Origin of the sequence: Caballeronia sp. LZ019, from assembly GCF_031450825.1 — a bacterium.
Taxonomy (GTDB): domain Bacteria; phylum Pseudomonadota; class Gammaproteobacteria; order Burkholderiales; family Burkholderiaceae; genus Caballeronia.
This window is the reverse complement of the sequence record NZ_JARTVZ010000001.1, coordinates 550,096-576,177: the sequence shown is the minus strand read 5'-3', so window position 1 is coordinate 576,177 and position 26,082 is coordinate 550,096. Positions and strand designations below refer to the sequence as shown.

The following is a 26,082-nucleotide window of genomic DNA, read 5'->3' as shown; positions in this document are numbered from 1 at the left end:
GTGTCACGCCGTTGCCGCGGCATCCCGCGAGCGGGGCGTCCGGTGAAAACCGTCAACATAGCGAAGCAAACTACATGGAGGAAGGGGACATGCCAGAAGCACTCGGCCGCTCTTTAGCACATCGTGGTCTCATCGTCGCCGCGCCATTCACCGCGCTCGCGCTCGCCGCCTGTTCCGGCGGGGACGACAACGGTTCGTCGACGCCCGCGCAGACACCGCTGAGTTGCGCGCAACTCGCAGGCATGGCCGTGCCGGCGAGCGCCATCGGCCTTCAGACGACGGGCGCGACCGTCACGGCGGCGACAACCGTCGCGGCATCGGGAACGGGCGTGACCGCCACGCCCGAATACTGTCAGGTGGACGGCTCGATTTCGCCGGTCGATCAGGCAGCGCCGAAGATCAACTTCCGCATCGCGATGCCGACGCAGTGGAACAGCAAGGTCGTCATGTTCGGCGGCGGCGGATACGACGGCACCGTGCCGTCCGTGACGGCCAACGTTCCGGCGGGCCCGACCACGCAGCCCGCGCCGCTCGCACGCGGCTACGCGGTGTTCAGCAGCGATTCCGGTCATCAGGCCGGCGCGCTCGGCAGCCGTGACGGCTCCTTCGGCACCAACGACGAAGCCGTCGCCAACTTCTCCGGCGATGCGCTGAAAAAGACGCGCGACACTGCCGTCTATCTGCTGTCCAGGCGCTATGCGGTGGACAAGCCGAAGCGCGCGTACTTCGCGGGCGGATCGTCGGGGGGACGCGAGGCGCTCGCGGTCGTGCAGCGCTGGCCGCAGGACTGGGACGGCATCATCGCGCTCTATCCGGCATGGAACGCCGCTACGCTCGATCTGCAGTTCGGCCGCATCACGCGGGCGCTCGCGCAGCCGGGCGCGTACCCGAGCCAGCTGAAGCGCAAGGCGCTGCTCGATTCGGCCACCGCCACGTGCGATGCGCTCGACGGCGTCGCCGATGGCCTCATCAGCAACATGCCCGCATGCAATGCGACGTTCGATCCATCGACGGCCATGCTCAACGGCGCGCCGCTGCGCTGTCCGGGCGGCGCGGATACCGGTCTCTCCTGTCTGTCGGATGCGCAGATCGCCGCGCTCAAGGTGTATGCGACGCCGATTACGTTTGCATATCCGCTTGCGAGCGGCGAGACGCAGTATCCCGGCTTCAACGTGTGGGGCGCGGACCTGGGCGTCAACAATCCCGCGCCGGCGCAGGCCACGGTGACGGCGCTGGCGCTCAACCTGCTGCAGCCGAATAACCCGATGCCGGCGACCGCGCCATACTTCAGCGTCTTCTGGGACCAGTGGATTCGCTACTTCGTGGCGCGCGATCCGAACGTCAATTCGCTCAATGTCGATCCGCAGAATCCGGGCGCTTATCAGGCCCGCATCAGCGCGCTGACGGCCGAGCAGGACGTGAACAAGACGGACCTGTCCGCGTTCGACAAGAAGGGCGGCAAGATCCTGATGGCCCACGGCATGTCCGATGCGCTCGTCAGCACGCAGTCGACCGAGCAGTATTACGTGCGGCTGCAGCAGACGATGGGTGTATCCACGGTCGCGAACTTCGTGCGCTACTACGAGATTCCGGGCTACGGACATTCGATCAGCACGATCTTCAACGCATCGTGGGACTCGCTGACGACGCTCGAGAACTGGGTCGAACGGGGCACGGCGCCGCCCGCGCAAACCGTCGCCGACACGGCGGGCGTGCCGGGCCGCACGCGGCCGCTGTGCGAGTATCCGACGTTCCCGCGCTATAACGGCTCGGGCAATGTGAACGTGGCGGCGAGCTTCACGTGCGCTTCGCAGTAAGTCTGCAATGACGTTTCAGTGAGACGAGCGATGCCGCGGCTTCGCAAGGAGCCGTGGCGTCGGCGGTCTTATCGGCTGGCGGCCCAGAGCAGCGTCAGGCCCGATGACAGCATGAGCGCATCGACGACGAGCCGGAACGCATTCGCCGACATCCGCGCGACGATGCCGCGCGCACAGAACGTCCCCGCCATGATCGACGCGCCGGTGATGAGTCCCTGCGCGACGATGCCCGGCGGCAGCGCGCCCGCTTCACGAAACGAGGCGACCTTCGCGCCGTACACCGCGAGCGATGCGGCCGCTTCGGTCGCGAGGAACGCGCCTTTCACGAGACCGAAGTTCATAAAGACGGGCACGGTGATCGGCCCAGTCGAGACGACGATGCCCGTGAGAAAGCCGACCACCGCGCCTATCATCGAAAGCTGAAAGAGCGAGAAGCGGATGGACCGGCGAGCCAGCCATCGCCGAGTGGGCACCATCGCCATGAAGAACACGCCGAGCGCGAGGTCAACCGTGCGCGATGGCAGTGCGAGCAACGTGCGAACGCCCAGCATCGCGCCGGGAACGGCGGTCACCGCATACGCGATGCACGCCCGCCAGTCGATCTCGCGCCACCACGAAAGCACTTTGCCGAGATTGCCGAGTATCGACGCAATCGCCATGATCGGCACGGCCTGTTGCGGTCCATAGAGGATGACGAGCACGGGCATGAGCATCATCGACGACCCGGTGCCGATGATCCCGCTCAACACGCCGGCCATCAGCCCGACCGTCAGTACCATCAGATAAGCCATCGAAGCCTCACAAGCCCAGGCAGATAGCGCCCGCCGCCACGACGACGCAGGCGAGCCAGCGCTTCGCGTCGACCGTCTCGCGCAGAAACACCCTGCCGATCAGCGCGGCGAATACGACGCTCGTTTCGCGTAACGCCGATACCGCGCCCATCGCACCCGCCTGCATCGCCCATATGACGATGCCGTACGCGGCGATCGAGACGAGCCCGCCCGCGAGCGACGAGCCGATGGCTGCGGGCGCCGTGCGTATCGGCGTCCAGAGCGCGTGCATCCCGCGCATGGTCGCGAAGAGCAGCGGCATCAGCCAGTAGAAGAGGAACATCCACGCGGTATAGGAGAGCGCCTGTCCGTTCGATGCACGCACGCCGATGCCGTCGATCACCGTATAGATCGCGATGGTCACCCCGGTGGTCAGCGCCGCCAGCACGCTCGATCGCGACACGCGACGTCCCAGCAACGCAAGCGCCATGATGCCGCCCGAGATCAGCGCGATGCCGAATGCGTGCAGCGGACCGATCGCCTCGTGCGCAAACAGCGCCGCGCCGAGCGTAACGAGCAGCGGCGACGATCCCCGCGCGATGGGATACGCCTGCGCGAGATCGCCCCGTCCATACGAGCGCACGAGGCTCACGTTGTAGACGATATGGACGAGCCCGGAGGCGACGATGCAGGGCCAGGCGGCATCGGCGGGCAAGGGAAGCGCCATGACCGCAACCGACGATACCGCCGCAATCGCGATGCTCATCCATGTCATCGAGAGGAAGCGGTCGCGATTGCCGTGCAGCATCGCGTTCCAGCTCGCGTGAAGCAGAGCGGCGAAAAGCACGACGCCGCCGGTGTAGCTGAACATGCGCGTTCCGGTGTGGGTCAGGACATGCGCCAGAATATCTATCTTGTTCCGGTCCGGCAAACCAGATAAATTCGCCGAACGCGTCAGATTTTCTATTGCGATGAAACGAGACCTGCCTTCCCTGAATGCATTGCGCGCTTTCGAGGCTGCGGGCCGGCTCGGCAGCTTCAAGGACGCCGCAGCGGAACTGCACGTGACGCAAGGCGCGGTCAGTCAGCAAGTGCGTCTGCTGGAGGAATGGCTCGGCGCATCGCTGTTCGAGCGGAGAAACCGGCGCGTCGTGCTGACGGGCGCGGCCGAAGCGTATCTCGCGGAGATCGGGCCGTTGTTCGGGCAGCTTGCGCAGGCGACGGCACGCTACGGCATTCCTAAAGCCGTGCCGCGCACGTTATCCGTGAATGCGCCCGCGACGTTCGCCTTGCGATGGCTCGTACCGAGGCTCGTCGCGTTTCGCGCGGCGCATCCGGATATCGATGTGAACGTGGAGACGTCGAACGAGCCGCTCGAAGCGCTGAAGGAAGGGTACGACGTGATCATTCGCGGCGGTCCCGATACTTTCTACGGCTATTCGATGCGCCCGTTCCTGTCCGAGGAACGGCTGCCGGTGTGCAGTCCCGCGCTGCTCGCGCGCGTGCCGCTACGCACGCCCGACGACCTGCATCGCCATACGATGCTCCATACATCGAGCCTGCCGCGTCTCTGGCCCGACTGGCTGACGAAGGCGAGGATTCCCGCGTTGCGGCCGGCGGCTGTCGTCACCTTCGATCACTTCTTTCTGACCCTGCAGGGCGCAATCGACGGAATAGGCGTCGCGATGGGACCGACCGCGCTCGTCGCCGACGATTTCGCGGCCGGCCGGCTCGTGATGCCGTTCGCGGGTCCGCGTCTGCCGTCGCGGACCTACTGCACGTACATCCCGGAAAGCCGGCCGGCCGACGACGTCGTGACGTCGTTCTGCGGCTGGCTCGAAGAGGAAGGCGCGCAGTAGCGGTCAGTCGTTGTTGCTGTAGTACACGTACGACGGCTGCTTCACCGCGCCTTCCTTTCCCGCCACGTCGCCCGAGTCCGGAAGATTCGGCAGCTTGTCCCACAACAACGCGCGGCCCATCATCTGATTACGGTCGATCTCGGGATGATCGTGCTTGAGCCGGTTCAGGAACTGCTCGAACTCCGATACATAGAGATTGCCTTTCGTGAAGATGCCCACTTCCCTTCTCCTTCTCGTTCGTCGCTTCAGGTCTCTTGCGTGCGTTCCAGCGTGAACACGTGCGATGTCTTCGACCCGTTCAGTTCCCGGTCATACTCCGTCTCGCCCATCACCACGCGATAACCCTGCTTCGGCAGAATCGACGGCATGTTGCCGGTCGGCCGGCTGTCAATGCCGCCGAGCCCGGCCGCTGGCGCCGGAACATTGTTCGAGAGCGTTGCGTTCGATGAGATGACGTTGTCGTGCCATCCCGAGAGATCGCGGCTCGCTTCGATCGACTTCGCATCCGCATCGACGGTGTCGTCGGTGGATTCCATGCCGTCCGAATCGACCGAGCGGATGCGGCCGCTCGCGCGCTGCACCGGATCGCCCGAATCGCGCGCGGCTGACTGGTTGCCCGACTCGTCGAACGATGGCAGCGGGGAGTTGTCGTCCGCCGCGCCAGGTTCGGCGGAACCCGCGTGCTTCGTCTTGCCGAATTCTTCGGCCTGCTTCGCGGCGTCCGGGCCGACCGTGCCGGTTGCGGGCGTCTTGACCGGGCTTTTCGCCGCCATTTCGTTCTGTTGTGCCTGTGACGGATTTCCTTCGGCGTTCTGCATTGCGTCCTCGCTTATGTTCATGAATGCATCGATGCAGCGTGTCGATGCATTCAGCGTGCCCGGCATCGGCGCAAGCGGCACGGCTTATGCTGCGTTGTCGCGCAATCTTTCATTTTCGGCGCGGAGGCACGTCATGGAAATCAAGTACCGGTCATGCACGATCCACACATCGGCGAGCATCGACGACGGAAGCATCGTCGGCAATGCGCGCATCTATCTGCCGACCGCGAACGACGGGGACGCGATGGAGTCGCACGACATGGAGTTCCGCCTGTCCTTCGTCGATGAAAACGAAGCGATGGCCTTCGCGAAAGAAGGCGCGATCGCGTGGATCGACGAGCACGAGGCGCTCGCGCTGTGAGCAGGATGCCAATGAAAGCGGACGCCATCAAACTCATGTTGTCGGGCGCGCTGCTGGCGCTCGCAGGCAGCGTTCACGCGGCGGGCGGCGGCCTCGGCTGCGGCGGCGGGGGCTGTCCGGGCGGCGGATCGGGCGGACAGGGCGCGGGCCTGCCATCCGGCAACGGCGATACGTCGGGCGCGTCCACGGAAGGACCACGCATCCACGCCGCGCCGAACGGGCAGTCGGACGGGACGGTATCGAAGGGCGGCGCGGGCAGCGGCACGAGCCGCGATACGGGCGGCACCGGCGTGCCGGGCGCGCAAAGCGGCAAGCCGTCGCCCGCGACGAAGCACGACGCGGGCGGGTCGCAGGGCTGGTAAGCGTTGCAAACGCGCGTGTCGTCAGCGCGCGCTCGTCACGCTTCATCATATCGACAGGCTTCTCAGCACGTCCTTGCACCACTGCCCGAACGAGCCTTCGAAGGGCTTGACGACGAGGCCGCCATCGCGCCCGACATGCGGAAACGCGCGGCGTGCGCGAACCAGTTGCGTGCGTTCGTCGGCAAGATCGACGTAATGCAGCACGCGTTGCCGGCCATCGGCGGGCGCTTCCGCGAACTGCCGGAGCAGCAGCCGCAATAGCGCGTCTTCTTCGGGGAACCCGTAGCCCACGAGCACCACGACGCGTGATTCCTGCAGCAGGCGCACCGCCTTCGGAAAAAGCGCCTGAAAATAGGGCTGGTCGTAGTCCTGCGCGCGGGACGGCAGCATGATTTGCGGCGGATGACGTCGCACGGCTTCGTCATCGCGTTCGCGGTAATCGATCTGCAAGCCTTCTTGCGTCATGATCAGCTCGAAGCCGCCGTTGACCTTCAACAGATTGCCGGACGGTCGCAGATGCCCCGCGATCAACGCATCTTCTCCGCACCATGAAACGGGCGTAATGCCGCGATAAAGCCGGCGCGAAGCATGCCGCGCCTGCGGATTCGCGCTGTCGACGAGGGCTTCGATCACGAAGTCATAGTTCGTCGTGACGAAGCTCACCTGCAGCGCATGATCGGCCCCGTGATCCGCGCTCGCGCACGACGGATGCATCAGCGCCGAGAAGAGCGAGAGGATCGCGTCCTTCTCCGGCGAACCGGTGGCGTCGAGCCGGAACCGGTTATCGACTCGCTTCGGCGGCGGCGCGGTCTCGTTGAATTTCCGGTACACGATATACCGGAGCTCGCGCTCGATGGCGTCGAGACAGGAGTCGTCGACGAAGCGGTTGCGTATCGGCGGATACTTTCTCAACATGCCCACCTGATACACGATGTCGAGAAACAACTCGCGATCCAGCGTCGTGCGATCGGCCGGAAAGCCGATCATCGCGAGGAATTCGGCAAGAATGGGCGACCACGCGGTCCAGTCGTCATCGGCGAGATTGAAGAGCGCCGCGCCGGTCGGGTAACGCGGGTCCCATGAGTTCGAGAACCCCGCGCCCAGCACGAACGTGATGGTCGTCGCGGCGGACCGCTGCTTCCTGCACAACTCCGAGAACGTCTTGCCGAACCATGCGGCCGAGTCCAGCTCCATGCCCGATTCCTCCTTGCCGGAAGATCGAGCAATGGACATACCGAATCACGGCCGCGCGCGTTTCATGCTTGCGGCGGCTGTCCGTTCGATGCGCTCAGGCCTCCGTCGACGGGAAGATTCACGCCCGTCACGAAGCGCGCGTCGTCGCTGGCAAGAAAGGCGATGACCGCCGCGATGTCGTCCGGTTCGGCGGCGCGGCCGAGCGGAATGCGCTCGCGAAACTTCGCCATGAGTTCATCGTCGTCGAACATGTCCTGCGTGAGGTCGCTCGCGGTCAGGCTCGGACACACCGCGTTCACGCGCACGCCGTCGCGGCCGTGGTCCATGGCGAGCGCACGGGTGAAGTTGGTCACCGCGCCCTTGGCTGCGTTGTAGAAGCTCATGCCCCAGTCGCCGCCCAGCCCCGACACCGACGACACATTGACGATCGACCCCTTCGCCGCGATCAGATGACGGATGGCCGCGCGGCTGCAATAGAACACGCCGTCGAGATCGGTCGACATGATGGCGCGCCAGTCGTCGAGCGATGCTTCGTCGATGCGTCCCGTCGGCGCGACGCCCGCGTTGTTCACGAGCACGTCGATGCGCCCGAAGCGCGCGGCGGCCGCTTCGATCAGCCGCTCCGCGTCTTCATGGCGAGAGACATCGCAAGGGTGAATCAGCGTGCGGGACGGATCGAGGTCCCGTGCGACGCGTTCGAGCTTCTCTTGCGTGCGCCCGGCGAGCACGACGTTCGCGCCTTCCGCCGCGAAGCGGCGCGCCGTCCCTTCGCCGATGCCCGATCCCGCGCCCGTGACGACGACTACTCTGGATGTGAAACGTAAGGTATTCATGGCCTGTCCGATTGAGTCAGTACAGACGCGTCTGCACGTTTCGTTCCATCGAACGGGCGGTTGGCGGGCAGCGATGTTACCGGTCACGTAGTTCGAATTGCATCGCGCAAAGGCAGTCGCTATACTGCCTCGGCGGTGCGGTGGCCTGACCACTGTGATTGGCCTGACCGCAATGCAACTGAAGGCAGTCCTGGAAGGCAACTGTTTGAAAGCATTGCATCGGCGCTCTGGCCGATGCGCTTTGAAGAGGCGTGCTCATGACCATGTCGTTTCAGCTATTCCGCTCCGGCGTTCGCATCGAGCGCGCACGTACCGCTTCTCCCCATTCGCTTTCCTTTCGGCGCGCTTCACGGCAATCGCGCTGAAACGCACGAGCATTCGCCACGCGCGCTGCACGCATTGAACCGACAAAAACACGCAGCACGACAAAGGAGACACGATGTCCCGTTCAGCAAAACACGCGGCGATGGCCTTCGCCACGGCCTCATGCATGATGTCCGGCGCGGTCCACGCGCAGGTCGCTACCGGCGATACGTCGCAGAAGAAGATCGCGCTGTCGAACAGCTTCGCGGGCAACGCGTGGCGTCAGTCGATGTTGAAGAGCTGGAACGGCGTATCGCAGCAGGCCGTCGCCGACAAGAAGGTCGCGGCCGCGCCCGCCTTCACGACGGCGGAAAATCAGGTGACCGAGCAGGCGCAGCAGGTGCAGAACCTGATCTTGCAGGGCTATAACGCAATCGTCATCGACGCCGTGTCGCCGACGGCGCTCAACGGCACCATCAAGAAGGCGTGCGCGGCGGGCGTGGTGGTCGTGTCCTTCGACGGCATCGTCGACGAGCCGTGCGCGTATCGCGTGAACTTCGACTTCAAGGGCTGGGCCGCGCAGGGCGTCGACTATCTCGCGCAGCGTCTGAACGGCAAGGGCAATATTCTCGAAGTGCGCGGCGTGGCGGGCATTTCCGTCGACAACCTCATGCACGAAGGCGTGCTCGAGGCGATGAAGAAGTATCCGGGCATGAAGCTCGTCGGATCGGTGAACGGCGACTGGACGCAATCGGTCGCGCAGAAGGCCGTCGCGGGCATCTTGCCGACGCTGCCGCAAGTCGATGGCGTCGCCACCGAAGGCGAGATGTCGTTCGGCATTGCGCAGGCGTTCAAGGCGGCGAATCGCCCGACTCCGCCGATGATCATCGGCAGCACGTATCCCGAGCTCAACTGGTGGAACGAGCAGACGAAGAACGGCTATCAGTCGCGTTCGCTGTCGAATCCGCCGGGCGCGGTGACGTTCGCATTCTGGGTCGCGCAGCAGGTGCTCGCGGGCAAAAAGATTCCGAAGGACGTGACCATCAACGTGCCGCTGCTCGAGATATCGCAGCAGGAGTTGCCGGCGAAGCTCGCGGCGACGCCGCCCGGCGGGATCAGCGACGTGACGTACACGCTGCCGCAAACGGTCGCGCTGCTCGACAAGAAGAAGTGATTCGGATAGCTGAATAGTAAAAACGTAACGCCACGCATGGAGCATGTGAATGGGCGGAGCAGGAGACACGATTGCCGGCGATGAAGCGCTGATTCGCTTTGCAGGCATCGGCAAGACGTTCGGGCGCGTGCGCGCGCTCGACGGCATCGACTTCGCCTTCATGCGAGGCGAATGCGTCGGCATCGCGGGGCACAACGGCGCGGGCAAGTTGACGCTGATGGCCGTGCTGGCCGGCGTGCATGCGCCGACGCAGGGACGCATCGAAGTCGAGGGCAAGGACGCGCCGCATTACGACGCCAACGCTGCACGCGAAGCCGGCGTGCGCTGCGTGTTCCAGGAGCTGTCGCTGTGCGCGAATCTGACGGTCGCGGAGAACATGTGCATCGTGCATCCGCAACTGCATGGCCGCGGATGGCGGCGCACCGCGACGAAGCTGATGCGCGAGAAGCTCGAAGAAATCTTTCCGGGCAACGGGTTGAAGGGCAACGAACTCGTCTCCGATCTCACGCTGACGCAGCAGCAGATGGTGGAGATCGCGCGAGGCTTCACCGTCACCGATGCGCCCGTGCGCCTCGTGATCCTCGACGAGCCGACGTCATCCCTCGACGCGCATACCGCCGAGCAACTGCTCGAATTCGTGCGCAAGGCGGCGCAGGGCGGCATCACGTGCCTGCTCATCACGCACATGCTGGGCGAGATCGAGCGCGTGGCGGACCGCGTGATGGTGATGCGCGACGGCGGCATCGTCAGCGTGCTGCCGCGTGCGCAGTCGAGCCGCGCATCCATCATTCAGGCGATGGGCCAGCATCTCGAGGCGGACAAGACGCCGAGCGAAAGTCGCTCGCAAGCTGCGCAGAGCGGTGAACGGCACTTCAAATGGAACGTCGGCGTCAAGCGTCACACGTCCATCGAAGCGTCGCGTGGCGAAGTCGTCGGCTTCGCGGGACTCGCGGGCCAGGGCCAGACCGAAGCGTTGCTCGCCATCTATGAAGCCGCGTCGAGCCGTGGTCCGGGCCGCGCGAAAGTGGCTTTCGTCGCCGGCGATCGCGGCCGCGACGGCGTCTTCCCGATCTGGTCGATCGCGCAGAACCTCGACGTGCGATGGCTCGCGGGCGGTGCGCCGCGCAAGCGCGGTCTCGTCGATCTGGCGGCGGCGCGGGCGATCGTCGAAGCATGGCGCGTGAAGATCGGCATTCGCGGCGCGGCAATGAGCGCGGGCATCCTGTCGCTATCGGGCGGCAATCAGCAGAAGGTGCTGTTCGCGCGGGCGCTCGCATCGGATGCCGACCTGATCCTGATGGACGATCCCACACGCGGCGTCGATGTCGGCACGAAGCGCGACATCTATCAGCTCGTCCACGATGAAGCCGCGAAAGGGCGCACCTTCATCTGGTACACCACCGAAAACGAAGAACTGTCGCATTGCGACCGCACCTACGTGTTCCGTTCGTCCGCCGTCACGCGCGTGCTTCATGCCGACGAATGCACGGAGGAAGCGTTGCTCGCGGCGAGTTTCGAGGAGCAGGCTGCATGACTCTCGCCGTTACACAAGCGCGCTTGCGCGCGATGCTTCCCGCGATATCGCTCGTCGCGGTGCTGATCCCGATCCTCGTCATGCAGCCCGCCGTGATGAGCTACTTCGGCTCGAGCCTGCTGCTGAATCTCGCCGTGCCGATCGTCCTTGCAACGCTCGCCCAGCTTGCGATCATCACCGTCAACGATCTCGACCTTTCCATCGGGCCCTTCGTGAGCCTCGTCGCGTGCATCGGCGCGACGCTGCTCGTGAAGACGCCGTGGCTCGGTGCGCTCGCGCTCGCCGGCTGCGTGCTGGCCTATGCGGCGGTCGGCGCGCTGATCGAATTGCGGCAGATACCGTCGATCGTCGTGACGCTCGGGCTTTCGTTCGTGTGGAGCGGGCTTGCAATCGTACTGTTGCCGTCGCCGGGCGGCACGAGCCCTGCGTGGCTAGGCGCGGCGATGAACTATCAGACGCCGTTCATCGCCGCGCCCATCGTATGGTCGGTGCTGATCGCGATCATCGGTCATCTCCTGCTGATGCGTTCGTCGGCGGGCGTGCGCGTGCGCGGTGCGGGCGGCAATCCGCGCGCGATGCGCCGCTTCGGCTGGTCGCTCGTACGCAGCAAGGCGACTCTTTATGGCGTGGCAGGCGTGTTCGGCGTGCTGTCGGGCTTGTCACTGCTCGGCCTCACCACATCCGCCGACGCCAATCTCGCGTTGCGTTACACGCTGCTTTCCATCGCAGCCGTGATCCTCGGCGGCGGTGAGTTCGTGGGCGGCCGCGTCTCGGTGATCGGCGCGGTGCTCGGCGCGATCACGCTGACGCTCGCGGCATCATTCCTCGCATTCCTGAATATCTCGTCGGACTGGCAGGTCGGCATGCAGGGTGCGATCCTGATCGTGGTTTTGTCGTTGCGCGTGCTGCTGCAACGCGGAGAGCGCCGATGAACACCATCGCAGACAACAACGCGAGCGCGTGGTCGCGCATCAAGGCCATTCAGGCGCCGTGGGCCTGGTCGTTCGTCGGCGCGGTGCTCGTGTGGCTCGCCATCGTCGCGATCTTCGGCTTCGGCATCGCGAGCAACGTGGCGCAGACGGCGCTGACCTACGGCGTATTCATGGTGCTGGTCGGGCTCGGGCAGATGCTCGTCATCACATCGGGCGTGGGCAACATCGACTTGTCGGTGCCATCGACGATCGCGCTCGCCGGTGTCGTCGGCATGCACGTGATGGGCGGCGCGAACGGGAACATTGCGCTGGGCATTGCGGCCGCGCTCGGCGTGGGCATCGCGATCGGCCTCGCGAATTACGCGCTCATTCGCATGCTGCGCATTCCGCCGATCATCGCGACGCTGTCCTCGAGCTTCATCATTCAGTCGGTCGCCATCACGCAGGGCAGGCAGCTTCCGCCGCCGCCGCCGGGCCTGGGCGCATTCGCGACGGGCCGCTTTCTCAACGTGCCGTATATCGCGCTGGTGGCGCTGGTCCTATCGATCGCGCTCGCTGTGCTGCTGCATCGCGCGGTGTACGGGCGCAGGCTTTCGGCAATCGGACAGAACGCGCGGGCGGCGTGGCTCGCGGGCGTGGACGTGCATCGCACGCGCTGCCTCGCCTACGTGATGTCGTCGATGTTCGCGTCGCTGACCGCGTTGCTGATCGCCGCCACATCGGGCGGGGCGTCGCTCGACATGGGCGTCGAATACATGCTCATTTCGATCGCCGTGGTGGTGATCGGCGGCACGCTCGTGGCCGGCGGCAAGGCGACGATCGCGGGCGTATGGGGCGCATCGATGTTCCTCTTTCTGACCAATGCCGTGCTGAACGCGGTCGGCGCCGATGCGGGCGTGCGCTCGATCGTGTATGGCGTGCTCATCATCGCGGTGACGGTGGCGGCGGGCGGCAAGGCGGCGCGCTGAATCAACGAACGGGAAAGACAACTAGAAGGACAAGGAGACATGAAAGCCCAAGACTACGAAGTGCATGATCCGCGCTTCCGGCTGCTGCTTCAGCCCAACGCGTTCCTCGAAAAGCTGACCGGCGATTGCCTGTGGGCCGAAGGTCCCGTGTATTTTCCGGCGACGGACCTGCTCATCTGGAGCGACATTCCGAACAATCGCATGTTGCGCTGGGCGCCGGGAATGGGTGTCGGCGTGTATCGCGCGCCGTCGAATTACAGCAACGGCAATACACGCGACCGCGAAGGCCGGCTCGTGAGTTGCGAGCATGGCGCGCGGCGCGTGACGCGCACCGAGCACGACGGCAGTATCACGGTGATCGCATCGCATTTCGAAGGCAAGCAGCTCAACTCGCCGAACGATGTGATCGTCGATTCCGGAGGCGCGATCTGGTTCACTGATCCGGACTACGGAATAATCAGCGACTACGAAGGATATCGTTCGGATAGCGAGATCGGGCGATGCAATGTGTATCGCGTCGCGCCGGGAGAAACGCAAGTGCGCCTCGTGTCAGACGACTTCGCGAAGCCGAACGGCCTCGCGTTCTCGCCGGACGAATCGAAGCTCTATATCGCGGATTCCGCTGCATCGCACGACGACGATGCACCGCGTCACATACGCGTCTTCGATGTCGCGAACGATGGCGCGTTGCGCAATGGCCGCGTGTTTATCGAGATGCAAAGCGGGGTGCCCGACGGCCTGCGCACCGACGAGCACGGCAACGTGTGGACGAGCGCGGAAGACGGCGTGCATTGCTATGCGCCGGATGGCGCGCTGCTCGGCAAGATACTGATTCCGGAAGTCGTCGCGAACCTGACGTTCGGCGGGCTGCGGCGCAACCGGCTGTTCATCACCGCGACATCATCGGTTTACGCGCTTCATGTGGGCGTGCGCGGCGCGGCGCGCTAATCAATAACGACAGGAGACGGAGAGTGCAGATTCTCAAGACGATTGCGGCGGCATGCGTGGCGCTGGCGAGCGCATCGGCGATGGCGCAGGTGGCGAACGGCGATACGTCGTCGATGAAGATCGCGTTGTCGAACAACTATGCGGGCAATAGCTGGCGTCAGCAGATGCTCAAGAGCTGGTCCAACGTCGCCGATGCCGCGGTGAAGCAGAAGATCGTGGCGTCCGCGCCGAGCTTCACGACCGCCGAGAGTCAGGCGACGGAACAGGTCCAGCAGATACAGAATCTCATCTTGCAGGGCTACAAGGCGATTGCCGTCGATGCCGTCTCGCCGACCGCGCTCAATGGCGTGATCAAGCAGGCGTGCGGCGCGGGCGTGACCATCGTATCTTTCGACGGCATTGCGACGGAGCCGTGCGCGTATCGCATCGCCGTGGATTTCCAGGGCATGGGGCGCATGCAGGTGGATTATCTGGCGAAGCGTCTCAATGGCAAGGGCAACCTGCTGGAGATTCGCGGGCTGGCGGGCGTGTCGGTCGATGACGAGATTCACCAGGGCATCGTCGAACAGATCAAGAAGTATCCGGGGCTGAAGATCGTCGGCTCGGTGCATGGCGACTGGACGCAGACCGTCGCGCAGAAACAGGTCGCGGGTATTTTGCCGACGCTGCCGAAGATCGATGGCGTCGTCACGCAGGGCGGCGATGGCTTCGGCGCGGCGCAGGCGATCAAGGCGGCGGGGCGGCCGACACCGATCATCATCCTCGGCAATCGTCAGGAAGAACTGGCGTGGTGGGCGGAGCAGCGCAAGAGCGGCTACGAAACGATGTCGGTGACGATTCCGCCGGGGGCTTCCTCGTTTGCGTTCTGGGTCACGCAGCAGGTGCTGGCGGGGAAGAAGGTGCCGCATGACATCCGGATGCCGGTGCTCGAGGTGAAGCCCGAGGAACTCGACGCCGTGCTGGCCAAGACGCCGACGGGGGCGTTGGCTAATAAGGAATATTCGCGGGAGGAGGTCGTCGCGGTTGTTGACGGGAAGAAGTAGGGGTTCCTTTTCCGTGGAGCTCTTGTTCGTACCGGTCTATTAGCTCGCCCCTCCCCGGGGCGGGGCACTTTTCTGGCTGTCGACCAGAGTTGGGGCTTTAGCGCCTTGTTCTGGTCGCATGCAAAGAGAGTAACCGAAGAAAGCAGCGTTTCCGGCTCGAAGCACTGATTCGTTCGGTCACTCCGCAGGCTATCGAATTAATTAGCAGCCTTGATTGATCTTCTGCGCCCGCCGAGCATCCACATCCTCAGACTCCTTGGCTCGCTAACACCACGCTGGCCTTTGGCATGTGCATTGCGGCTCCCCTTGCGTCGATCGTTCCACCGGAGCCCCCCATGCCCAAACTCCCCGCCACTCTTCTCGCCGCCACGATACTTTCCGTCTCCGCCGCCGCCCTCGCCGCTGGCAGCGCCGGGCTCGGTGGCGTCGGCGATGCCCACAAGGCCGGCGGCGTCAGCGCCGGCGAAAACACCGGCGGCAACGGAGGAACCTCCGCCGCAGCCACCGGCGCGACAGGCGGCCCCGGAGGCACCACCGGAGGCGCCGGCGGAACCGGCAACGCGGGCGGCACCGGCGCCGGCCGAGCCGCCGCCACGCCCGGCAGCGGCGCCGGAACCGCCACGCATCAGGAACAATCTACGGGTTCTACTCGAAACGGCAAATAACGCCGCGCGGCCCGCGCTCACGCATACAGAATCTTCGTGCCGTTGCCATCGAGCCATCGCACGAACTCGTCGCCGAGGCCGTCGTCGGTGACGAGGTAATCGATACGGTCCATCGCGCCGAACGCCGCGAACTCGCGCTTGCCGAACTTCTTCGAATCCGCCAGCAAATAGACGGTCTTGGCGGCGTCGATCATCGCGCGCTTCACGTGCAAATCGATGAAGTCGGGATATGAAATGCCCGATTCCATCGACACGCCGCCCGCCGCCAGAAACAGCTTGTCGACGAACATGCCCTCGAAGAACGTCGATGCCTTCTCGCCCGACACCGCAATCGTCTCCGGCTTGAAGAGGCCGCCCGTCAGCATCACGCGATTCGTCGGCTCCGCGCCGAGCAGGATCGCAATGTTCAACGCGTTCGTCACGATGCGCAGGTTCTGGCGATCCAGCAGATTCTTCGCAAGCTCCGTCGCCGTCGCGCCGCAGTCCAGAATGATCGAATCCCCGTTCTCGATCAGACTCGCCGCCTTCGCACCGATCAGCGCCTTCTCCTCGCTCGTCGGCAGCACCGGCGTCTCATAGCTGCGCCTCGCAGGCTCCGGACGCTCGGCACGCAGGCGCACGTTGCCATGCACGCGCTCGACACGCCCGAGCCGCTGCAGTTCGTCGATGTCCTTTCGAATCGTCGGCATCGAAACGCCAAACTCGCTCGACAACTCCGAGAGCTTCACGAGCTTCGCCGCCCGCACACGTTCGAAAATCTTCTCTGTTCTGGTTCGTTGATCCATTCCGCCCTTCCTGCACATGCGCTATCCCGCGCCGCCCCAAGCCGTATTCTGCCTGATCAGAAACGCCGCGGCGTTCGTTTTAGGGGTTTTCCCTCTTTCGATTCATTTGTCTTTGACTTTCGAAAGAAACTAAAAGAAACTTTGTCTCAAGCAAACGGGAAGTCTGGGAGCAGGGAATGGAAAACCCCTTCAAGCAGTCGGGCGACGCGCTGCATCGCCGGGCGCAAGAGATCCGCAAGAAAATCTGCGTCATGAACGCCGCCGCCAAAAGCGGTCACACGGGCGGCGACATGTCGGAGGCGGACATCCTCGCCGCGCTCTATTTTCACGTGCTTCGCTATGAGATCGATGCGGACAGCAGCGTGCGCTGGCACGACGAGTTCATCCTGAGCAAGGGGCACGGTGTCGGCGGCCTCTACGGTTGCTTTGCGGAACTCGGCTGGCTGAAGGACGATGAACTGCTTACCTATCTGAAGGACGATTCGCGTCTTCCGGGCCATCCCGTGCGACAGAAACTGCCGACGTGGGTGACGGTCAACACGGGCGGTCTGGGCCACGGCTTGCCGATCGCCGCCGGTCTCGCGATGGCCAAGCAGCGTCATGCCGCGCAACAGGAAGGCCCGGCCGGACGAGTGTTCGTGCTGACCGGCGACGGCGAACTCGAGGAAGGTTCCAACTGGGAAGCTGCGATGGCGGCGGCGCATTTCGAGCTGTCGAACCTCGTCGTGATCGTCGATCGCAATCGCCTGCAACTGGCGGACTTCACGCACAACATCATGGATCTCGATCCGCTCGACGAAAAATTCCGCGCTTTCGGTTTCGAGGTTCACGACGTGAACGGAAACCAGTCGGACTCCATTTGGAAACTGTTGGAAAGTCTCGACTACGCGAACCGAAAGCCGAAAGTCGTGATCGCGCATACCATCAAGGGACGCGGCGTATCGTTCATGGAGAACGTGCCGGCCTGGCATCACAAGTTCCCCGACGAAGACCAACTCAAGCAGGCGCTGAAGGAGCTCGACCATGCGTGAATTCGTTGACTTGCGGGACGGCGCGGTAAGCGCGCTCGGCCGGCTGACCGCCTCCGGGCAGGACATCATCGTGATGGTGGCGGATTCCACGTCCACCTCGAAGATTGGCCCGTTCATGAAGGACTATCCCGAGCGCGTGATCAACGTCGGCATCGCGGAGCAGAACATGGTCGGCATGGCGGCGGGTCTCGCGCTCGGCGGCCATATCGTGTTCACGGCGAACGCTGCGCCGTTTCTGGTCGGACGCGCGAACGAGCAGGTCAAGAACGACGTCTGTTATAGCGGCACCAACGTGAAGATGCTCGGCCTGAATGCGGGCGTGGCTTATGGGCCGCTCGCATCGACGCATCATGCCATCGACGACCTCTCCATCATGAGCGGCTTCGGCAACGTGCAGATCTTCGCGCCCTGCGATGAAGTCGAGGTCGTGCAGATGATCGACTACGCCGCATCCTTCGATGGCCCGGTCTACATCCGTCTCGACAACGCGAAGTTCCCGGTCGTGCACGACGCGTCGTATCGCTTCGTGCCGGGCCGCCCCGATGTGCTGATCGAAGGCTCGCGCGTCGCGGTCATCGCGATGGGTTCGGTCGTCGGCGAAGCGCTCGATGCGTGCGAATCGGTACAGAAAGACAGCGGCATATCGCCGACCCTCGTGAATCTCTCGTCGCTGCGCCCGCTCGATCATGACGCGCTCGCCGCGATCATCGAACGCCACGATGCGATCGTCACTGTCGAGGAGCATTCGCTGCATGGCGGCATCGGCGCGACGGTGGCCGTGTTGATGGCGCGGCGTCAGTTTGCGCGGCCGCTGAAGATGCTCGGCATCACCGAAGGCGAGTTCGCGAAGTACGGCACGCGCAAGGGCATCCGCCGCCATTATGGTATCGATGCAGCCGGCATCGCCGATGCGATCCGCGCGCAGTGCGCCAACTGAGCGCGCAGACAAGACACAGGATCAGGAGACACAGATGGGCATTCAGTACGACATGTCGCTGCGCCACGGCGTCGATTTCGATTTTCGTCTGGACGGCAAGGTCGCGGTCGTGACGGGCGGTCTCGGCGGCATTGCGATGGCGACGAACGCCGCGCTGATCGCGAAGGGCGCGCGCGTCGCGATTCTCTATCCGGCCTTCGAAGAGCCGCGCGTGCAGGCCGCCATCGATGAACTCGGCGCGGATAACGCAAAAGCCTTCGCTTGCGATGTCGCCAATGAAGCCGATGTCGAGCGCGCCATCCAGGCCGCGCATACGCACTTCGGCGATCTGCATCTGCTCGTGAACGCGGCGGGCTGCATCACGCTGACGCCTGCGGAAGACATCGGCTACGACGAATGGCAGCGGCAGATCAACGTCAATCTCACCGGCCCGTTTCTGTGCTCGAAGCACTTTGCGCGCGTCGTGCTGGCGAGCGGGCATGGCGGCAAGATCGTCAACATCGCATCGCAGGCGGCGACCGTCGCGATCGATCAGCATTGCGCCTATACGTCAGCGAAGGCCGGGCTCATCGGCATGACGAAAGTGCTCGCGAAAGAATGGGCCGGGCGCGGCATCACCGTGAACACCGTATCGCCGACCGTCGTGCTCACGCCGATGGGCGCGGCCGCATGGGAAGGCGAGAAGGGCGAGAACATGAAGAAGCTGATTCCCGTCGGCCGCTTCGCCTATACCGATGAAATCGCCGCCGCGATTCTGTTCCTGCTCTCGAACGGCGCGGACATGATCACCGGCGCGGACATCATGATCGATGGCGGCTATACGATCGCCTGATGTGGCATTGCTCGAACAACACAAATCAACCGGAGACAACACCATGTGGAAGAAGCTAGCAGTCGCTGCGGCGGTGGCCGTTTCGTTCGCCGCCGCCGTGCCCGGCGTCGCCAATGCGGCGGGCAAGGGCACTATCGCGATTCTCGTGAACGCGCTCGACAATCCGTACTATGCAGCCGAAGCGAAGGGCGCGGAAAGCGAAGCGAAGAAGCTCGGCTACGACACCATCGTTCTTTCGCATGGCGAAGACGTCAACAAGCAGAACGAGCTCGTCAATCTGGTGATCGGCAAGGGCGTGAAGGGCATCATTCTCGATAACGCCGATTCGAACGCGAGCGTCGCCACGGTGCGTACCGCCGTCGACAAGAAAGTGCCGGTCGTGCTGATCAATCGCGAGATTCCGAAGGACGGTATCGCGCTTGCGCAGTTGAGCCATAACAACCTGCAAGCGGGAACGGAAGTGGCGCAACGCTTCGTCGAGACCATCGGCGAGCAGGGCGAATATGTCGAGCTCACCTGCAATCTCGCGGACAAGAACTGCGTGACGCGCTCGCAGGCGTTCCATCAGGTGCTCGATCAATACCCCGACCTGAAGATGGTCGCGCGTCAGGACGCGAAGGGTGCGCTTCTGCCCGGCAAGCAGGCAATGGATTCCATCCTGCAGGAGCATTCGAAGATCAAGGGCGTCATCAGCGGCAATGGTCCGGTTGCGCTCGGCGCGATTGCATCGCTCGAATCGGCGGGACGCAAGGATGTCGTCGTGATGGGCATCGACGGCAGCAACGACGAGCGCGATTCCATCCTCGCGGGCAAGCTCAAGGCAACGGTCATGCTGCAGGCGCAAGGCATTGCGATTCACGGCGTCGACCTGCTCGACAAGTACATCACGACCGGCAAGACCGGCGAGCAGGAGCGCCAGTTGTTCCGCGGCATTCTGATCACGAAGGACAACGCGTCGAAGGTCAAGGACTTCTACTACACGAAGTAACGCGTTGCGCCGTTCGGCGGGCGCGGTCATGGCCGCGCCCGTGCAAGGCTTGTCATGTGAGGTCGTCATGGTTCATCCAATCTACGCCACCCGGCGCGCGCTCACCGTGCTCTTCGTGCTCGGTGCGGCGGGTCTCGGCGCGTGCCACGTCGTCACCGATACCGAACTCGCGGCGATACGCAGCCAGGGTCAGCACAAGGGGCCGGACGCCGGCAAGATGCTGAGCGAGCAACTCATCCCTTATGCCGACAAGAATGCGAAGCCGGCTTCGCAAGTGATCGCCGCGCTCAACTCGAACTTCGACGATGCGTGCAAGCAGTACGGCTTCCGTCAGAGCACGGCGTTCCCGTGCAATTTCTGGCTGCGCGTGCAGGGCAAGGTGACGCGCATCGATGGTTCTTCGCGTGTCGGCAAGGCTTATGTCGACGTGGCTCCCGCATCGGGCGGCGAACCTGTGCACGTCGTGTTGCAGACCGGCCCGGTCGTGGTCGGCACCGGCGTGCGCGATGGCTTCCCCGGCGTCAAGTACAGCGACTTCGATGACCAGACGCGCTTCGCCGCGTTCGGCCAGGAGCTGAACAAGCTCGTCGTGAATCGCGTGCAGTCGATGAAGCTGAAGGTCGGCGAGACGGTGGACGTCGCCGCCGTCTACAGCACATGGACCGAGCCGACAGGCGAGATTCGCGCGATACCGGTGGCCTGGAAATGAACGAAACTCCGAGCGAACCGCGCACGATGAACACGTCGAACGTGATTGAAACGCGCGCACTGTCGAAGCAGTATCCCGGCACCGCCGCGCTCGTCGACGTGAACTACAAGGTGCGTCGCGGCAAGGTCAACGTGCTGATCGGCGAGAACGGCGCGGGCAAGTCCACGTTGATGAAACTGCTCGCAGGCGCGGAGACGGCGACGTCCGGCGAGATATGGGTCGATGGCAAGATCGCGCATATCACCGATGTACGCAGCGCGGAGCATCATGGCATCGGCATCATTTTTCAGGAGCTGAATCTCTTCCCCGACATGACGGTGGCGGAGAACATCTTCGCCGGCAACGAGCTGACGAGCTCGGGCATGATCCGCGCGAAGATGGAGAACCATCAGGCGAAAGTGCTGCTGGACCGCCTGCGCATTCCGATCAGTCCGCGCACGCGCCTCGGCGATCTCTACGTCGGCCAGCAGCAGCTGGTCGAGATCGCGAAGGCGCTGTCGAAGCACATCAAGGTGCTGATCATGGACGAGCCGACGTCCGCGCTGTCGAAGACCGAAGTCGAGATTCTCTTCAAGATCATCGGGCAGCTGAAGGAAGAAGGCGTGACGGTGATCTACATCTCGCATCGTCTCGAAGAGATCATGGCGATCGGCGATTGCATCACCGTTCTGCGCAACGGGCGTCTCGTCGCCGAAGACGATATCCCCAACATCGACATTCCGTGGATCATCGAGGCGATGGTCGGTTCGTCGAAAAAGCGCTTCGCATTCGAGCAGCACGCCATCGGCGATGAAGTGCTCAACGTGAAAGACCTCGCGCTCAAGCGTTCGAACGGCATCTACGCGGTCGATCACGTTTCGTTCTCCGTGAAGGCGGGCGAAGTCATCGGCATATACGGACTCATGGGCGCGGGCCGCACGGAGTTGCTCGAATCGCTGCTGGGCGCGCAGCCGCTCGCGCTCGGCGAGATCGAGCTGGCGGGCAAGGCGATCGAAGACCTGCCCATTCCGAAGCGCATCGAAGCCGGCATCGCGCTCGTGCCGGAAGACCGGCAGAAGCAGGGCATGGTGCAACTGATGACCATCCTCGAGAACATGACCTTGTCGAGCCTCGGCAAGTTCACGCGCCGCTTCGTCGGGTCGCTCGCGCGCGACAGGCAAGTGGAAGCCGCGAACGATATCGTCAAGCGGCTCGCGATCAAGGCGGCATCCGTCGATGCGCCCATCACGTCGCTCTCGGGCGGCAACATGCAGAAGGTGGTGATCGGCAAGGCGCTGCTCACGAAGCCGAAGGTGCTGCTGATGGACGAACCCACGCGCGGCATCGATGTCGGCGCGAAAGAGGACGTCTACAAGACGATCAGCCTGCTCGCGCAATCGGGCATCGCCGTGATCTATGCGACGTCCGAGCTCGACGAAGCAATGGCCGTCTCCAATCGCGTCTTCGTGATGGCGAGCGGCAAGCTCACCGCCGACATCAGGCGCGATGAATTCGACAGCGAGCGGATCGTGCGGGCATCGACGCCCGCGACCGCCGTGGTCTGAGAGAAGCAAACCGAGATCGATACCATGAACACTCCCAACAGTAGCAACCCGCCGGTGCATCCGGTGCATGCGAAGCATAGCCGGCATGGCGCGTATGTCGCGTCGCGGATCGCGGTCAACCTGCTCAAGCTGCGGATCTTCATCGCACTGTTTGCGATCATCATCGTGTTCTCGCTGGCCACGGAGAACTTTCTCTCGACGAGCAACATGCTCATCATGGCGAAGCACGTGACCGTCGTCGCGATTCTTTCCATCGGCATGACGCTCGTGATACTGACGGGGGGAATCGACTTGTCGGTGGGGTCGATCGTCGGCATAAGCGGGATGGCAGCGGGGTATCTGCTGCTCGAAGGCGTGAAGATCGGGCATCACATCGTGTTCTTCAGTCCGTTCGGCGTGACGATCATTGCGTGCGTGCTCGGCGCGCTCATCGGCGCGGTGAACGGCTATCTCATCACGATGCTGAACGTCGCACCGTTCATCGCGACGCTCGGCATGCTGTATGTCGTGCGCGGCGCGGCGCTGCTCGTCAACAACGGCAGCACGTTTGCGGACCTCGAAGGCAATCCGGCGCTCGGCAACACGGGCTTCGAATTCATCGGCAACGGCACGATACTCGGTCTCTCGATGCCCGTCTGGATCATGCTCGTGCTCGCGGTCGTGACCATCTTCATCGCGCGCAAGACGCCGCTCGGGCGCCGCATCTATGCAATCGGCGGCAACGAACAGGCCGCGCGTTTCTCGGGCATTCGCACGAATCGCGTGAAGCTCTTCGTCTATATGTTCTCCGGCTTCTGCGCGGCGCTCGTCGGCCTCGTCATCACGGCGCAGTTGCAGACGGCTCACCCGCTGACCGGACAGACCTACGAACTCAACGCAATCGCGGCGGTCGTGCTGGGCGGCACCGCGTTGATGGGCGGACGCGGCACCGTGTTCGGCTCGGTCGTCGGCGCGTGCGTGATCAGCATTCTCGGCGACGGCATGGTGATGTGCGGCATCAGCGACTTCTGGCAGATGGTCATCAAGGGACTCGTGATCATCTTCGCGGTGGTCATCGACCAGTTGCAGCAGCGCCTGCAGTCGCGCATGGTTTCGCTCACCGCGTGATGCGCGTCAATACGAGGGTCATCACATGAAAACCATTCTGGCGATCGATCAGGGCACGAGCGGCACGAAGGCATTGCTGTTCGATAGCGAAGGCCAGGTGCATGCGCGCGGCTTTGCGCCGGTGACGTGCACGCATCCCCGAACGGGCTTCGTCGAACAGGATGCCGATGCGCTCTACGAGTCGGTGTTGCGCGCGGTGGCCGAGTGTATCGGCAAGTTCGAAGGACCGCGCGACGAGATAGCAGGCGTGGGCATCTCGAATCAGCGCGAAACGGTCGTGCTGTGGAACGAGCAGGGCGAGCCGATCGTGCCGGCGGTGTCGTGGCAATGCCAGCGATCGCTCGGCATTTGCGAGCGCATGAAGGCGGACGGACTCGGACCGGTCATCGCGCAGAAGACAGGCTTGCTGATCGACCCGTATTTTTCAGGGTCGAAACTCGTCTGGCTCAATGAGAACGACGAGCGCGTGCGCCATGCGATCGCCGCAGGCGATGCGTACTTCGGCACGGTCGATAGCTGGCTGCTGTATCGGCTGACGAAGGGCCATGCCTACCGGACCGACTATACGAACGCGTCGCGCACGATGCTGTTCAATCTCGCAACGCTGCAATGGGACCGCGAACTGGTCGATAGCTTTGGCCTGCAAGGCTTGCGTCTGCCGGAGCCGATGCCGTCCGCGTCCGACTTCGGTGCGACCGACTTCGACGGCCTGCTCGAACGCGCGATACCGGTGCTATCGATGATCGGCGATTCACATGCGGCGGCCGTCGGCGAAGGATGCCTGCATCCGGGCGTGGCGAAAGCGACGATGGGCACCGGCTCGTCGATCATGATGAACGTCGGGGCGCATCCGCAGGAACCGGCGCATGGCCTCGTCTCGACACTGTGCTTCGCAAGCGACGAGCGCGTGGATTATGCGCTGGAAGGCATCGTGATCAGCGCGGGTTCGACGCCCGCGTTCCTCAAGGACAAGCTGCGTCTTTTCGATGATTTCGCCGAAGCGGAGCAGGCCTTCATCGACTACGACAACGGGGGCGTGTTCGTGCTGCCCGCGTTTTCCGGCATCGGCTGTCCGCACTGGAAGTATCCGGGCGGCGCGCAGATCGTCGGGCTCGATTTTTCGAAGTCGTGGCAGCACGTCGCGCGCGCGGCGTATGAATCCATCGTCTATCAGATCAAGGACGTCATCACCGTGATGGAGCAGGCGGCCAACGTGCGGCTGCGCGAACTGTATCTCGATGGCGGCCTGGTGCAGCGTCCGTTCCTGCTGCAGTACCTGTCGGATACGCTCGATCGCCCGGTCAGCACGCTCGCGCTGAGCGAGATATCGGCGGCGGGTGCGGCTGCGCTTGCGGCATGGAAGGGCGGATTGATCGCATCGCTCGAAACGTATCAAAGCAAGCGCGTGATTGCGCGGCGTGTGGAACCGGGCAGCGGCGTCGATGCGGCGGCTGCGAATCATGCGCAATGGCTGCGCTGGATCGAACGTCTGTAAATTCGTCTTCAGGAGAGGGCAACGTGGCTTACGAAGCAAAGCGGTTCGAGAACAAGGTGGCCGTCGTGACGGGCGGCAGTCGCGGCATCGGTCTGGCGATCGCGGAACGCTTCGCGCAGGAAGGCGCGAAGGTTTGCGTGACCGCGAACGAGAAGAGCGTGCACGATGCGGCCTCGCATCTGCGCGATGCGGGCTTCGATGCGCTCGCGGTCGAGATGGACGTGACCGACAAGAGCCAGGTCGTCGCGCTGTATGAAGAAGTCGCGGCCAAGCTCGGCGAAGTGGATGTGTCGGTGCAGAACGCGGGCGTCATCACGATTGCGAAGCTGCCCGATCTCACGGAAAGCGAGTGGGACAAGGTCATGGCCGTGAATACCAAAGGCGTGTTCCTGTGCTGTCAGGAAGCGGCGACGCGCATGTTGCGCGCTGGCAAGGGCGGCCGTTTGATCAACACGGCATCGGGACAGGCGCGGCAGGGTTTCGTCTACACGCCGCACTATGCGGCGAGCAAGTTCGGAGTGTTGGGAATCACGCAGAGTCTTGCAAAGGAGCTTGCGCCGACGGGCATCACCGTGAATGCGTTTTGTCCGGGCATCATCACGACGGACATGTGGTCATATAACGATGAGGCCTGGGGCAAGTTGCTCGGCGACTACAAGCCGGGTGAACTGATGGCGGAGTGGGTGGCTAACATTCCGATGAAGCGTGCGGGGAATGGAGGCGATGTCGCGGGGTTGGTGACGTTCCTTGCATCGGAGGACGCCGGATATATCACGGGGCAGACGGTGAACGTGGATGGTGGCATGTTCATGTCATGACAGACGAGCGTTCCGATGGCTTTGACGAGCCGAGGGGCTCGCTTGGGGCGCGGAAGGTCATTCAAGGCTGCTAAGTAATCCGAGTGCCACCGATGTTCTACGGAGTGAGCACATGAGTCAGTGCATCGTGCGGTTCGAGAATAGCTGCTTTCCTTGCATGGGACCAGAGTGATGGCGCTCAAGCGCCAACTCTGGTCGACAGCCGAGAAAGTCGCCCCGCCCCGGGGAGGGGCGAGCTAATAAACCGACGCGAAT

The 26,082-nt window shown here is 63.7% G+C and carries 27 protein-coding genes; 20 read left to right on the top strand and 7 right to left on the bottom strand.

Annotated features, from left to right (window positions below; all coding sequences use genetic code 11):
- The first annotated feature begins 89 nt into the window (after nucleotides 1-89).
- Complete coding sequence (locus tag P9255_RS02535; RefSeq protein ID WP_309768722.1) at nucleotides 90-1,817, top strand: tannase/feruloyl esterase family alpha/beta hydrolase; 1,728 nt, start codon at nucleotides 90-92, stop codon at nucleotides 1,815-1,817.
- A gap of 68 nt (nucleotides 1,818-1,885) precedes the next feature.
- Here P9255_RS02535 and P9255_RS02530 read toward each other — a convergent pair whose 3' ends face one another.
- Both P9255_RS02530 and P9255_RS02525 read right to left on the bottom strand, forming a co-directional pair.
- Entirely contained in the window at nucleotides 1,886-2,608 is a 723-nt protein-coding gene (locus P9255_RS02530) for a sulfite exporter TauE/SafE family protein (RefSeq protein ID WP_309768721.1), read from the bottom strand.
- 7 nt (nucleotides 2,609-2,615) lie between these two features.
- Nucleotides 2,616-3,458, bottom strand: coding sequence for a DMT family transporter (locus tag P9255_RS02525; RefSeq protein ID WP_309768720.1), 843 nt, complete (start codon nucleotides 3,456-3,458; stop codon nucleotides 2,616-2,618).
- Nucleotides 3,459-3,558: 100 nt separating this feature from the next.
- Here P9255_RS02525 and gcvA point away from each other — a divergent pair, with 100 nt between their 5' ends.
- Nucleotides 3,559-4,446: a transcriptional regulator GcvA gene (gene gcvA, locus P9255_RS02520; protein WP_309768719.1), complete on the top strand. Its 888-nt coding sequence runs from the start codon at nucleotides 3,559-3,561 to the stop codon at nucleotides 4,444-4,446.
- Nucleotides 4,447-4,449: 3 nt separating this feature from the next.
- Here gcvA and P9255_RS02515 read toward each other — a convergent pair whose 3' ends face one another.
- Both P9255_RS02515 and P9255_RS02510 read right to left on the bottom strand, forming a co-directional pair.
- Nucleotides 4,450-4,665, bottom strand: coding sequence for a DUF3460 family protein (locus P9255_RS02515; RefSeq protein ID WP_309768718.1), 216 nt, complete (start codon nucleotides 4,663-4,665; stop codon nucleotides 4,450-4,452).
- A 26-nt stretch (nucleotides 4,666-4,691) separates the two neighbouring features.
- Nucleotides 4,692-5,264: a DUF3005 domain-containing protein gene (locus P9255_RS02510; protein WP_309768935.1), complete on the bottom strand. Its 573-nt coding sequence runs from the start codon at nucleotides 5,262-5,264 to the stop codon at nucleotides 4,692-4,694.
- A 19-nt stretch (nucleotides 5,265-5,283) separates the two neighbouring features.
- Here P9255_RS02510 and P9255_RS02505 point away from each other — a divergent pair, with 19 nt between their 5' ends.
- Nucleotides 5,284-5,625, top strand: a complete 342-nt coding sequence (locus P9255_RS02505; RefSeq protein WP_309768717.1) for a hypothetical protein — start codon at nucleotides 5,284-5,286, stop codon at nucleotides 5,623-5,625.
- A gap of 11 nt (nucleotides 5,626-5,636) precedes the next feature.
- Nucleotides 5,637-5,987: a hypothetical protein gene (locus tag P9255_RS02500; RefSeq protein WP_309768716.1), complete on the top strand. Its 351-nt coding sequence runs from the start codon at nucleotides 5,637-5,639 to the stop codon at nucleotides 5,985-5,987.
- A 45-nt stretch (nucleotides 5,988-6,032) separates the two neighbouring features.
- On the opposite strand, the gene P9255_RS02495 is transcribed toward P9255_RS02500, so the two are convergent.
- Nucleotides 6,033-7,181: a hypothetical protein gene (locus P9255_RS02495; RefSeq protein WP_309768715.1), complete on the bottom strand. Its 1,149-nt coding sequence runs from the start codon at nucleotides 7,179-7,181 to the stop codon at nucleotides 6,033-6,035.
- A 62-nt stretch (nucleotides 7,182-7,243) separates the two neighbouring features.
- On the bottom strand, nucleotides 7,244-8,014 hold the full coding sequence (locus tag P9255_RS02490) for an SDR family oxidoreductase (RefSeq protein ID WP_309768714.1): 771 nt from the start codon (nucleotides 8,012-8,014) through the stop codon (nucleotides 7,244-7,246).
- A gap of 439 nt (nucleotides 8,015-8,453) precedes the next feature.
- On the opposite strand from P9255_RS02490, the gene P9255_RS02485 reads away from it, so the two are divergent.
- The 7 genes from P9255_RS02485 to P9255_RS02455 all read left to right on the top strand — a co-directional run bounded on the left by P9255_RS02485 (nucleotide 8,454) and on the right by P9255_RS02455 (nucleotide 15,581).
- Complete coding sequence (locus tag P9255_RS02485) at nucleotides 8,454-9,491, top strand: ABC transporter substrate-binding protein (RefSeq protein WP_404980234.1); 1,038 nt, start codon at nucleotides 8,454-8,456, stop codon at nucleotides 9,489-9,491.
- Between the two features lie 49 nt (nucleotides 9,492-9,540).
- Nucleotides 9,541-11,025, top strand: coding sequence for a sugar ABC transporter ATP-binding protein (locus tag P9255_RS02480; protein WP_309789103.1), 1,485 nt, complete (start codon nucleotides 9,541-9,543; stop codon nucleotides 11,023-11,025).
- A complete protein-coding gene (locus P9255_RS02475) occupies nucleotides 11,022-11,957 on the top strand; it encodes an ABC transporter permease (protein WP_309768712.1) in 936 nt (311 codons plus the stop codon). Before P9255_RS02480 ends, P9255_RS02475 begins: the two co-directional genes overlap by 4 nt.
- Nucleotides 11,954-12,925 (top strand): ABC transporter permease, encoded by a 972-nt coding sequence (locus P9255_RS02470; RefSeq protein WP_309789102.1) that lies wholly within the window; start codon nucleotides 11,954-11,956, stop codon nucleotides 12,923-12,925. Before P9255_RS02475 ends, P9255_RS02470 begins: the two co-directional genes overlap by 4 nt.
- 39 nt (nucleotides 12,926-12,964) lie before the next feature.
- Nucleotides 12,965-13,873 (top strand): SMP-30/gluconolactonase/LRE family protein, encoded by a 909-nt coding sequence (locus P9255_RS02465; protein ID WP_309768710.1) that lies wholly within the window; start codon nucleotides 12,965-12,967, stop codon nucleotides 13,871-13,873.
- Between the two features lie 80 nt (nucleotides 13,874-13,953).
- The gene (locus P9255_RS02460; RefSeq protein ID WP_309768933.1) at nucleotides 13,954-14,916 is read left to right on the top strand and encodes an ABC transporter substrate-binding protein; all 963 of its coding nucleotides are present in this window, start codon (nucleotides 13,954-13,956) and stop codon (nucleotides 14,914-14,916) included.
- Nucleotides 14,917-15,251: 335 nt separating this feature from the next.
- Nucleotides 15,252-15,581 carry a hypothetical protein gene (locus P9255_RS02455; RefSeq protein WP_309768708.1) on the top strand — a complete coding sequence of 110 codons (330 nt, stop codon included), beginning with the start codon at nucleotides 15,252-15,254 and terminating at the stop codon, nucleotides 15,579-15,581.
- A 17-nt stretch (nucleotides 15,582-15,598) separates the two neighbouring features.
- On the opposite strand, the gene P9255_RS02450 is transcribed toward P9255_RS02455, so the two are convergent.
- Nucleotides 15,599-16,366 carry a DeoR/GlpR family DNA-binding transcription regulator gene (locus P9255_RS02450; RefSeq protein ID WP_309768707.1) on the bottom strand — a complete coding sequence of 256 codons (768 nt, stop codon included), beginning with the start codon at nucleotides 16,364-16,366 and terminating at the stop codon, nucleotides 15,599-15,601.
- A gap of 176 nt (nucleotides 16,367-16,542) precedes the next feature.
- Here P9255_RS02450 and P9255_RS02445 point away from each other — a divergent pair, with 176 nt between their 5' ends.
- The 9 genes from P9255_RS02445 (at nucleotide 16,543) to P9255_RS02405 (ending at nucleotide 25,827) form a co-directional block, all read left to right on the top strand.
- Nucleotides 16,543-17,397: a transketolase gene (locus tag P9255_RS02445; protein ID WP_309768706.1), complete on the top strand. Its 855-nt coding sequence runs from the start codon at nucleotides 16,543-16,545 to the stop codon at nucleotides 17,395-17,397.
- A complete protein-coding gene (locus tag P9255_RS02440) occupies nucleotides 17,390-18,334 on the top strand; it encodes a transketolase C-terminal domain-containing protein (RefSeq protein WP_309768705.1) in 945 nt (314 codons plus the stop codon). The genes P9255_RS02445 and P9255_RS02440 overlap by 8 nt, the downstream gene beginning before the upstream one ends.
- A 34-nt stretch (nucleotides 18,335-18,368) precedes the next feature.
- Complete coding sequence (locus tag P9255_RS02435) at nucleotides 18,369-19,166, top strand: GolD/DthD family dehydrogenase (RefSeq protein ID WP_309768704.1); 798 nt, start codon at nucleotides 18,369-18,371, stop codon at nucleotides 19,164-19,166.
- Between the two features lie 43 nt (nucleotides 19,167-19,209).
- Nucleotides 19,210-20,154: a D-ribose ABC transporter substrate-binding protein gene (locus P9255_RS02430; RefSeq protein ID WP_309768703.1), complete on the top strand. Its 945-nt coding sequence runs from the start codon at nucleotides 19,210-19,212 to the stop codon at nucleotides 20,152-20,154.
- 67 nt (nucleotides 20,155-20,221) lie between these two features.
- Nucleotides 20,222-20,863, top strand: a complete 642-nt coding sequence (locus P9255_RS02425) for a DUF2291 family protein (protein ID WP_309768702.1) — start codon at nucleotides 20,222-20,224, stop codon at nucleotides 20,861-20,863.
- Entirely contained in the window at nucleotides 20,860-22,407 is a 1,548-nt protein-coding gene (locus tag P9255_RS02420) for a sugar ABC transporter ATP-binding protein (RefSeq protein ID WP_309768701.1), read from the top strand. Before P9255_RS02425 ends, P9255_RS02420 begins: the two co-directional genes overlap by 4 nt.
- 24 nt (nucleotides 22,408-22,431) lie before the next feature.
- Complete coding sequence (locus P9255_RS02415; protein WP_309768700.1) at nucleotides 22,432-23,514, top strand: ABC transporter permease; 1,083 nt, start codon at nucleotides 22,432-22,434, stop codon at nucleotides 23,512-23,514.
- A 25-nt stretch (nucleotides 23,515-23,539) separates the two neighbouring features.
- Entirely contained in the window at nucleotides 23,540-25,009 is a 1,470-nt protein-coding gene (locus P9255_RS02410) for an FGGY family carbohydrate kinase (RefSeq protein ID WP_309768699.1), read from the top strand.
- Between the two features lie 23 nt (nucleotides 25,010-25,032).
- Entirely contained in the window at nucleotides 25,033-25,827 is a 795-nt protein-coding gene (locus P9255_RS02405; RefSeq protein ID WP_309768697.1) for an SDR family oxidoreductase, read from the top strand.
- Nucleotides 25,828-26,082: the final 255 nt, after the last annotated feature.

Bases quoted from the DNA above. Each gene is read 5' to 3' on its own strand.
- P9255_RS02440 (WP_309768705.1), top strand. From the start codon at position 17,390: ATGCGTGAATTCGTTGACTTGCGGGACGGCGCGGTAAGCGCGCTCGGC.
- P9255_RS02445 (WP_309768706.1), top strand. From the start codon at position 16,543: ATGGAAAACCCCTTCAAGCAGTCGGGCGACGCGCTGCATCGCCGGGCG.
- P9255_RS02480 (WP_309789103.1), top strand. From the start codon at position 9,541: ATGGGCGGAGCAGGAGACACGATTGCCGGCGATGAAGCGCTGATTCGC.
- P9255_RS02430 (WP_309768703.1), top strand. From the start codon at position 19,210: ATGTGGAAGAAGCTAGCAGTCGCTGCGGCGGTGGCCGTTTCGTTCGCC.
- P9255_RS02525 (WP_309768720.1), bottom strand. From the start codon at position 3,458: ATGTTCAGCTACACCGGCGGCGTCGTGCTTTTCGCCGCTCTGCTTCAC.
- P9255_RS02470 (WP_309789102.1), top strand. From the start codon at position 11,954: ATGAACACCATCGCAGACAACAACGCGAGCGCGTGGTCGCGCATCAAG.
- P9255_RS02535 (WP_309768722.1), top strand. From the start codon at position 90: ATGCCAGAAGCACTCGGCCGCTCTTTAGCACATCGTGGTCTCATCGTC.
- P9255_RS02425 (WP_309768702.1), top strand. From the start codon at position 20,222: ATGGTTCATCCAATCTACGCCACCCGGCGCGCGCTCACCGTGCTCTTC.
- P9255_RS02500 (WP_309768716.1), top strand. From the start codon at position 5,637: ATGAAAGCGGACGCCATCAAACTCATGTTGTCGGGCGCGCTGCTGGCG.
- P9255_RS02410 (WP_309768699.1), top strand. From the start codon at position 23,540: ATGAAAACCATTCTGGCGATCGATCAGGGCACGAGCGGCACGAAGGCA.
- P9255_RS02485 (WP_404980234.1), top strand. From the start codon at position 8,454: ATGTCCCGTTCAGCAAAACACGCGGCGATGGCCTTCGCCACGGCCTCA.
- P9255_RS02460 (WP_309768933.1), top strand. From the start codon at position 13,954: ATGGCGCAGGTGGCGAACGGCGATACGTCGTCGATGAAGATCGCGTTG.
- P9255_RS02435 (WP_309768704.1), top strand. From the start codon at position 18,369: ATGGGCATTCAGTACGACATGTCGCTGCGCCACGGCGTCGATTTCGAT.
- P9255_RS02450 (WP_309768707.1), bottom strand. From the start codon at position 16,366: ATGGATCAACGAACCAGAACAGAGAAGATTTTCGAACGTGTGCGGGCG.
- P9255_RS02510 (WP_309768935.1), bottom strand. From the start codon at position 5,264: ATGCAGAACGCCGAAGGAAATCCGTCACAGGCACAACAGAACGAAATG.
- P9255_RS02455 (WP_309768708.1), top strand. From the start codon at position 15,252: ATGCCCAAACTCCCCGCCACTCTTCTCGCCGCCACGATACTTTCCGTC.
- P9255_RS02415 (WP_309768700.1), top strand. From the start codon at position 22,432: ATGAACACTCCCAACAGTAGCAACCCGCCGGTGCATCCGGTGCATGCG.
- gcvA (WP_309768719.1), top strand. From the start codon at position 3,559: ATGAAACGAGACCTGCCTTCCCTGAATGCATTGCGCGCTTTCGAGGCT.
- P9255_RS02420 (WP_309768701.1), top strand. From the start codon at position 20,860: ATGAACGAAACTCCGAGCGAACCGCGCACGATGAACACGTCGAACGTG.
- P9255_RS02475 (WP_309768712.1), top strand. From the start codon at position 11,022: ATGACTCTCGCCGTTACACAAGCGCGCTTGCGCGCGATGCTTCCCGCG.
- P9255_RS02505 (WP_309768717.1), top strand. From the start codon at position 5,284: ATGAATGCATCGATGCAGCGTGTCGATGCATTCAGCGTGCCCGGCATC.
- P9255_RS02465 (WP_309768710.1), top strand. From the start codon at position 12,965: ATGAAAGCCCAAGACTACGAAGTGCATGATCCGCGCTTCCGGCTGCTG.
- P9255_RS02490 (WP_309768714.1), bottom strand. From the start codon at position 8,014: ATGAATACCTTACGTTTCACATCCAGAGTAGTCGTCGTCACGGGCGCG.
- P9255_RS02495 (WP_309768715.1), bottom strand. From the start codon at position 7,181: ATGGAGCTGGACTCGGCCGCATGGTTCGGCAAGACGTTCTCGGAGTTG.
- P9255_RS02530 (WP_309768721.1), bottom strand. From the start codon at position 2,608: ATGGCTTATCTGATGGTACTGACGGTCGGGCTGATGGCCGGCGTGTTG.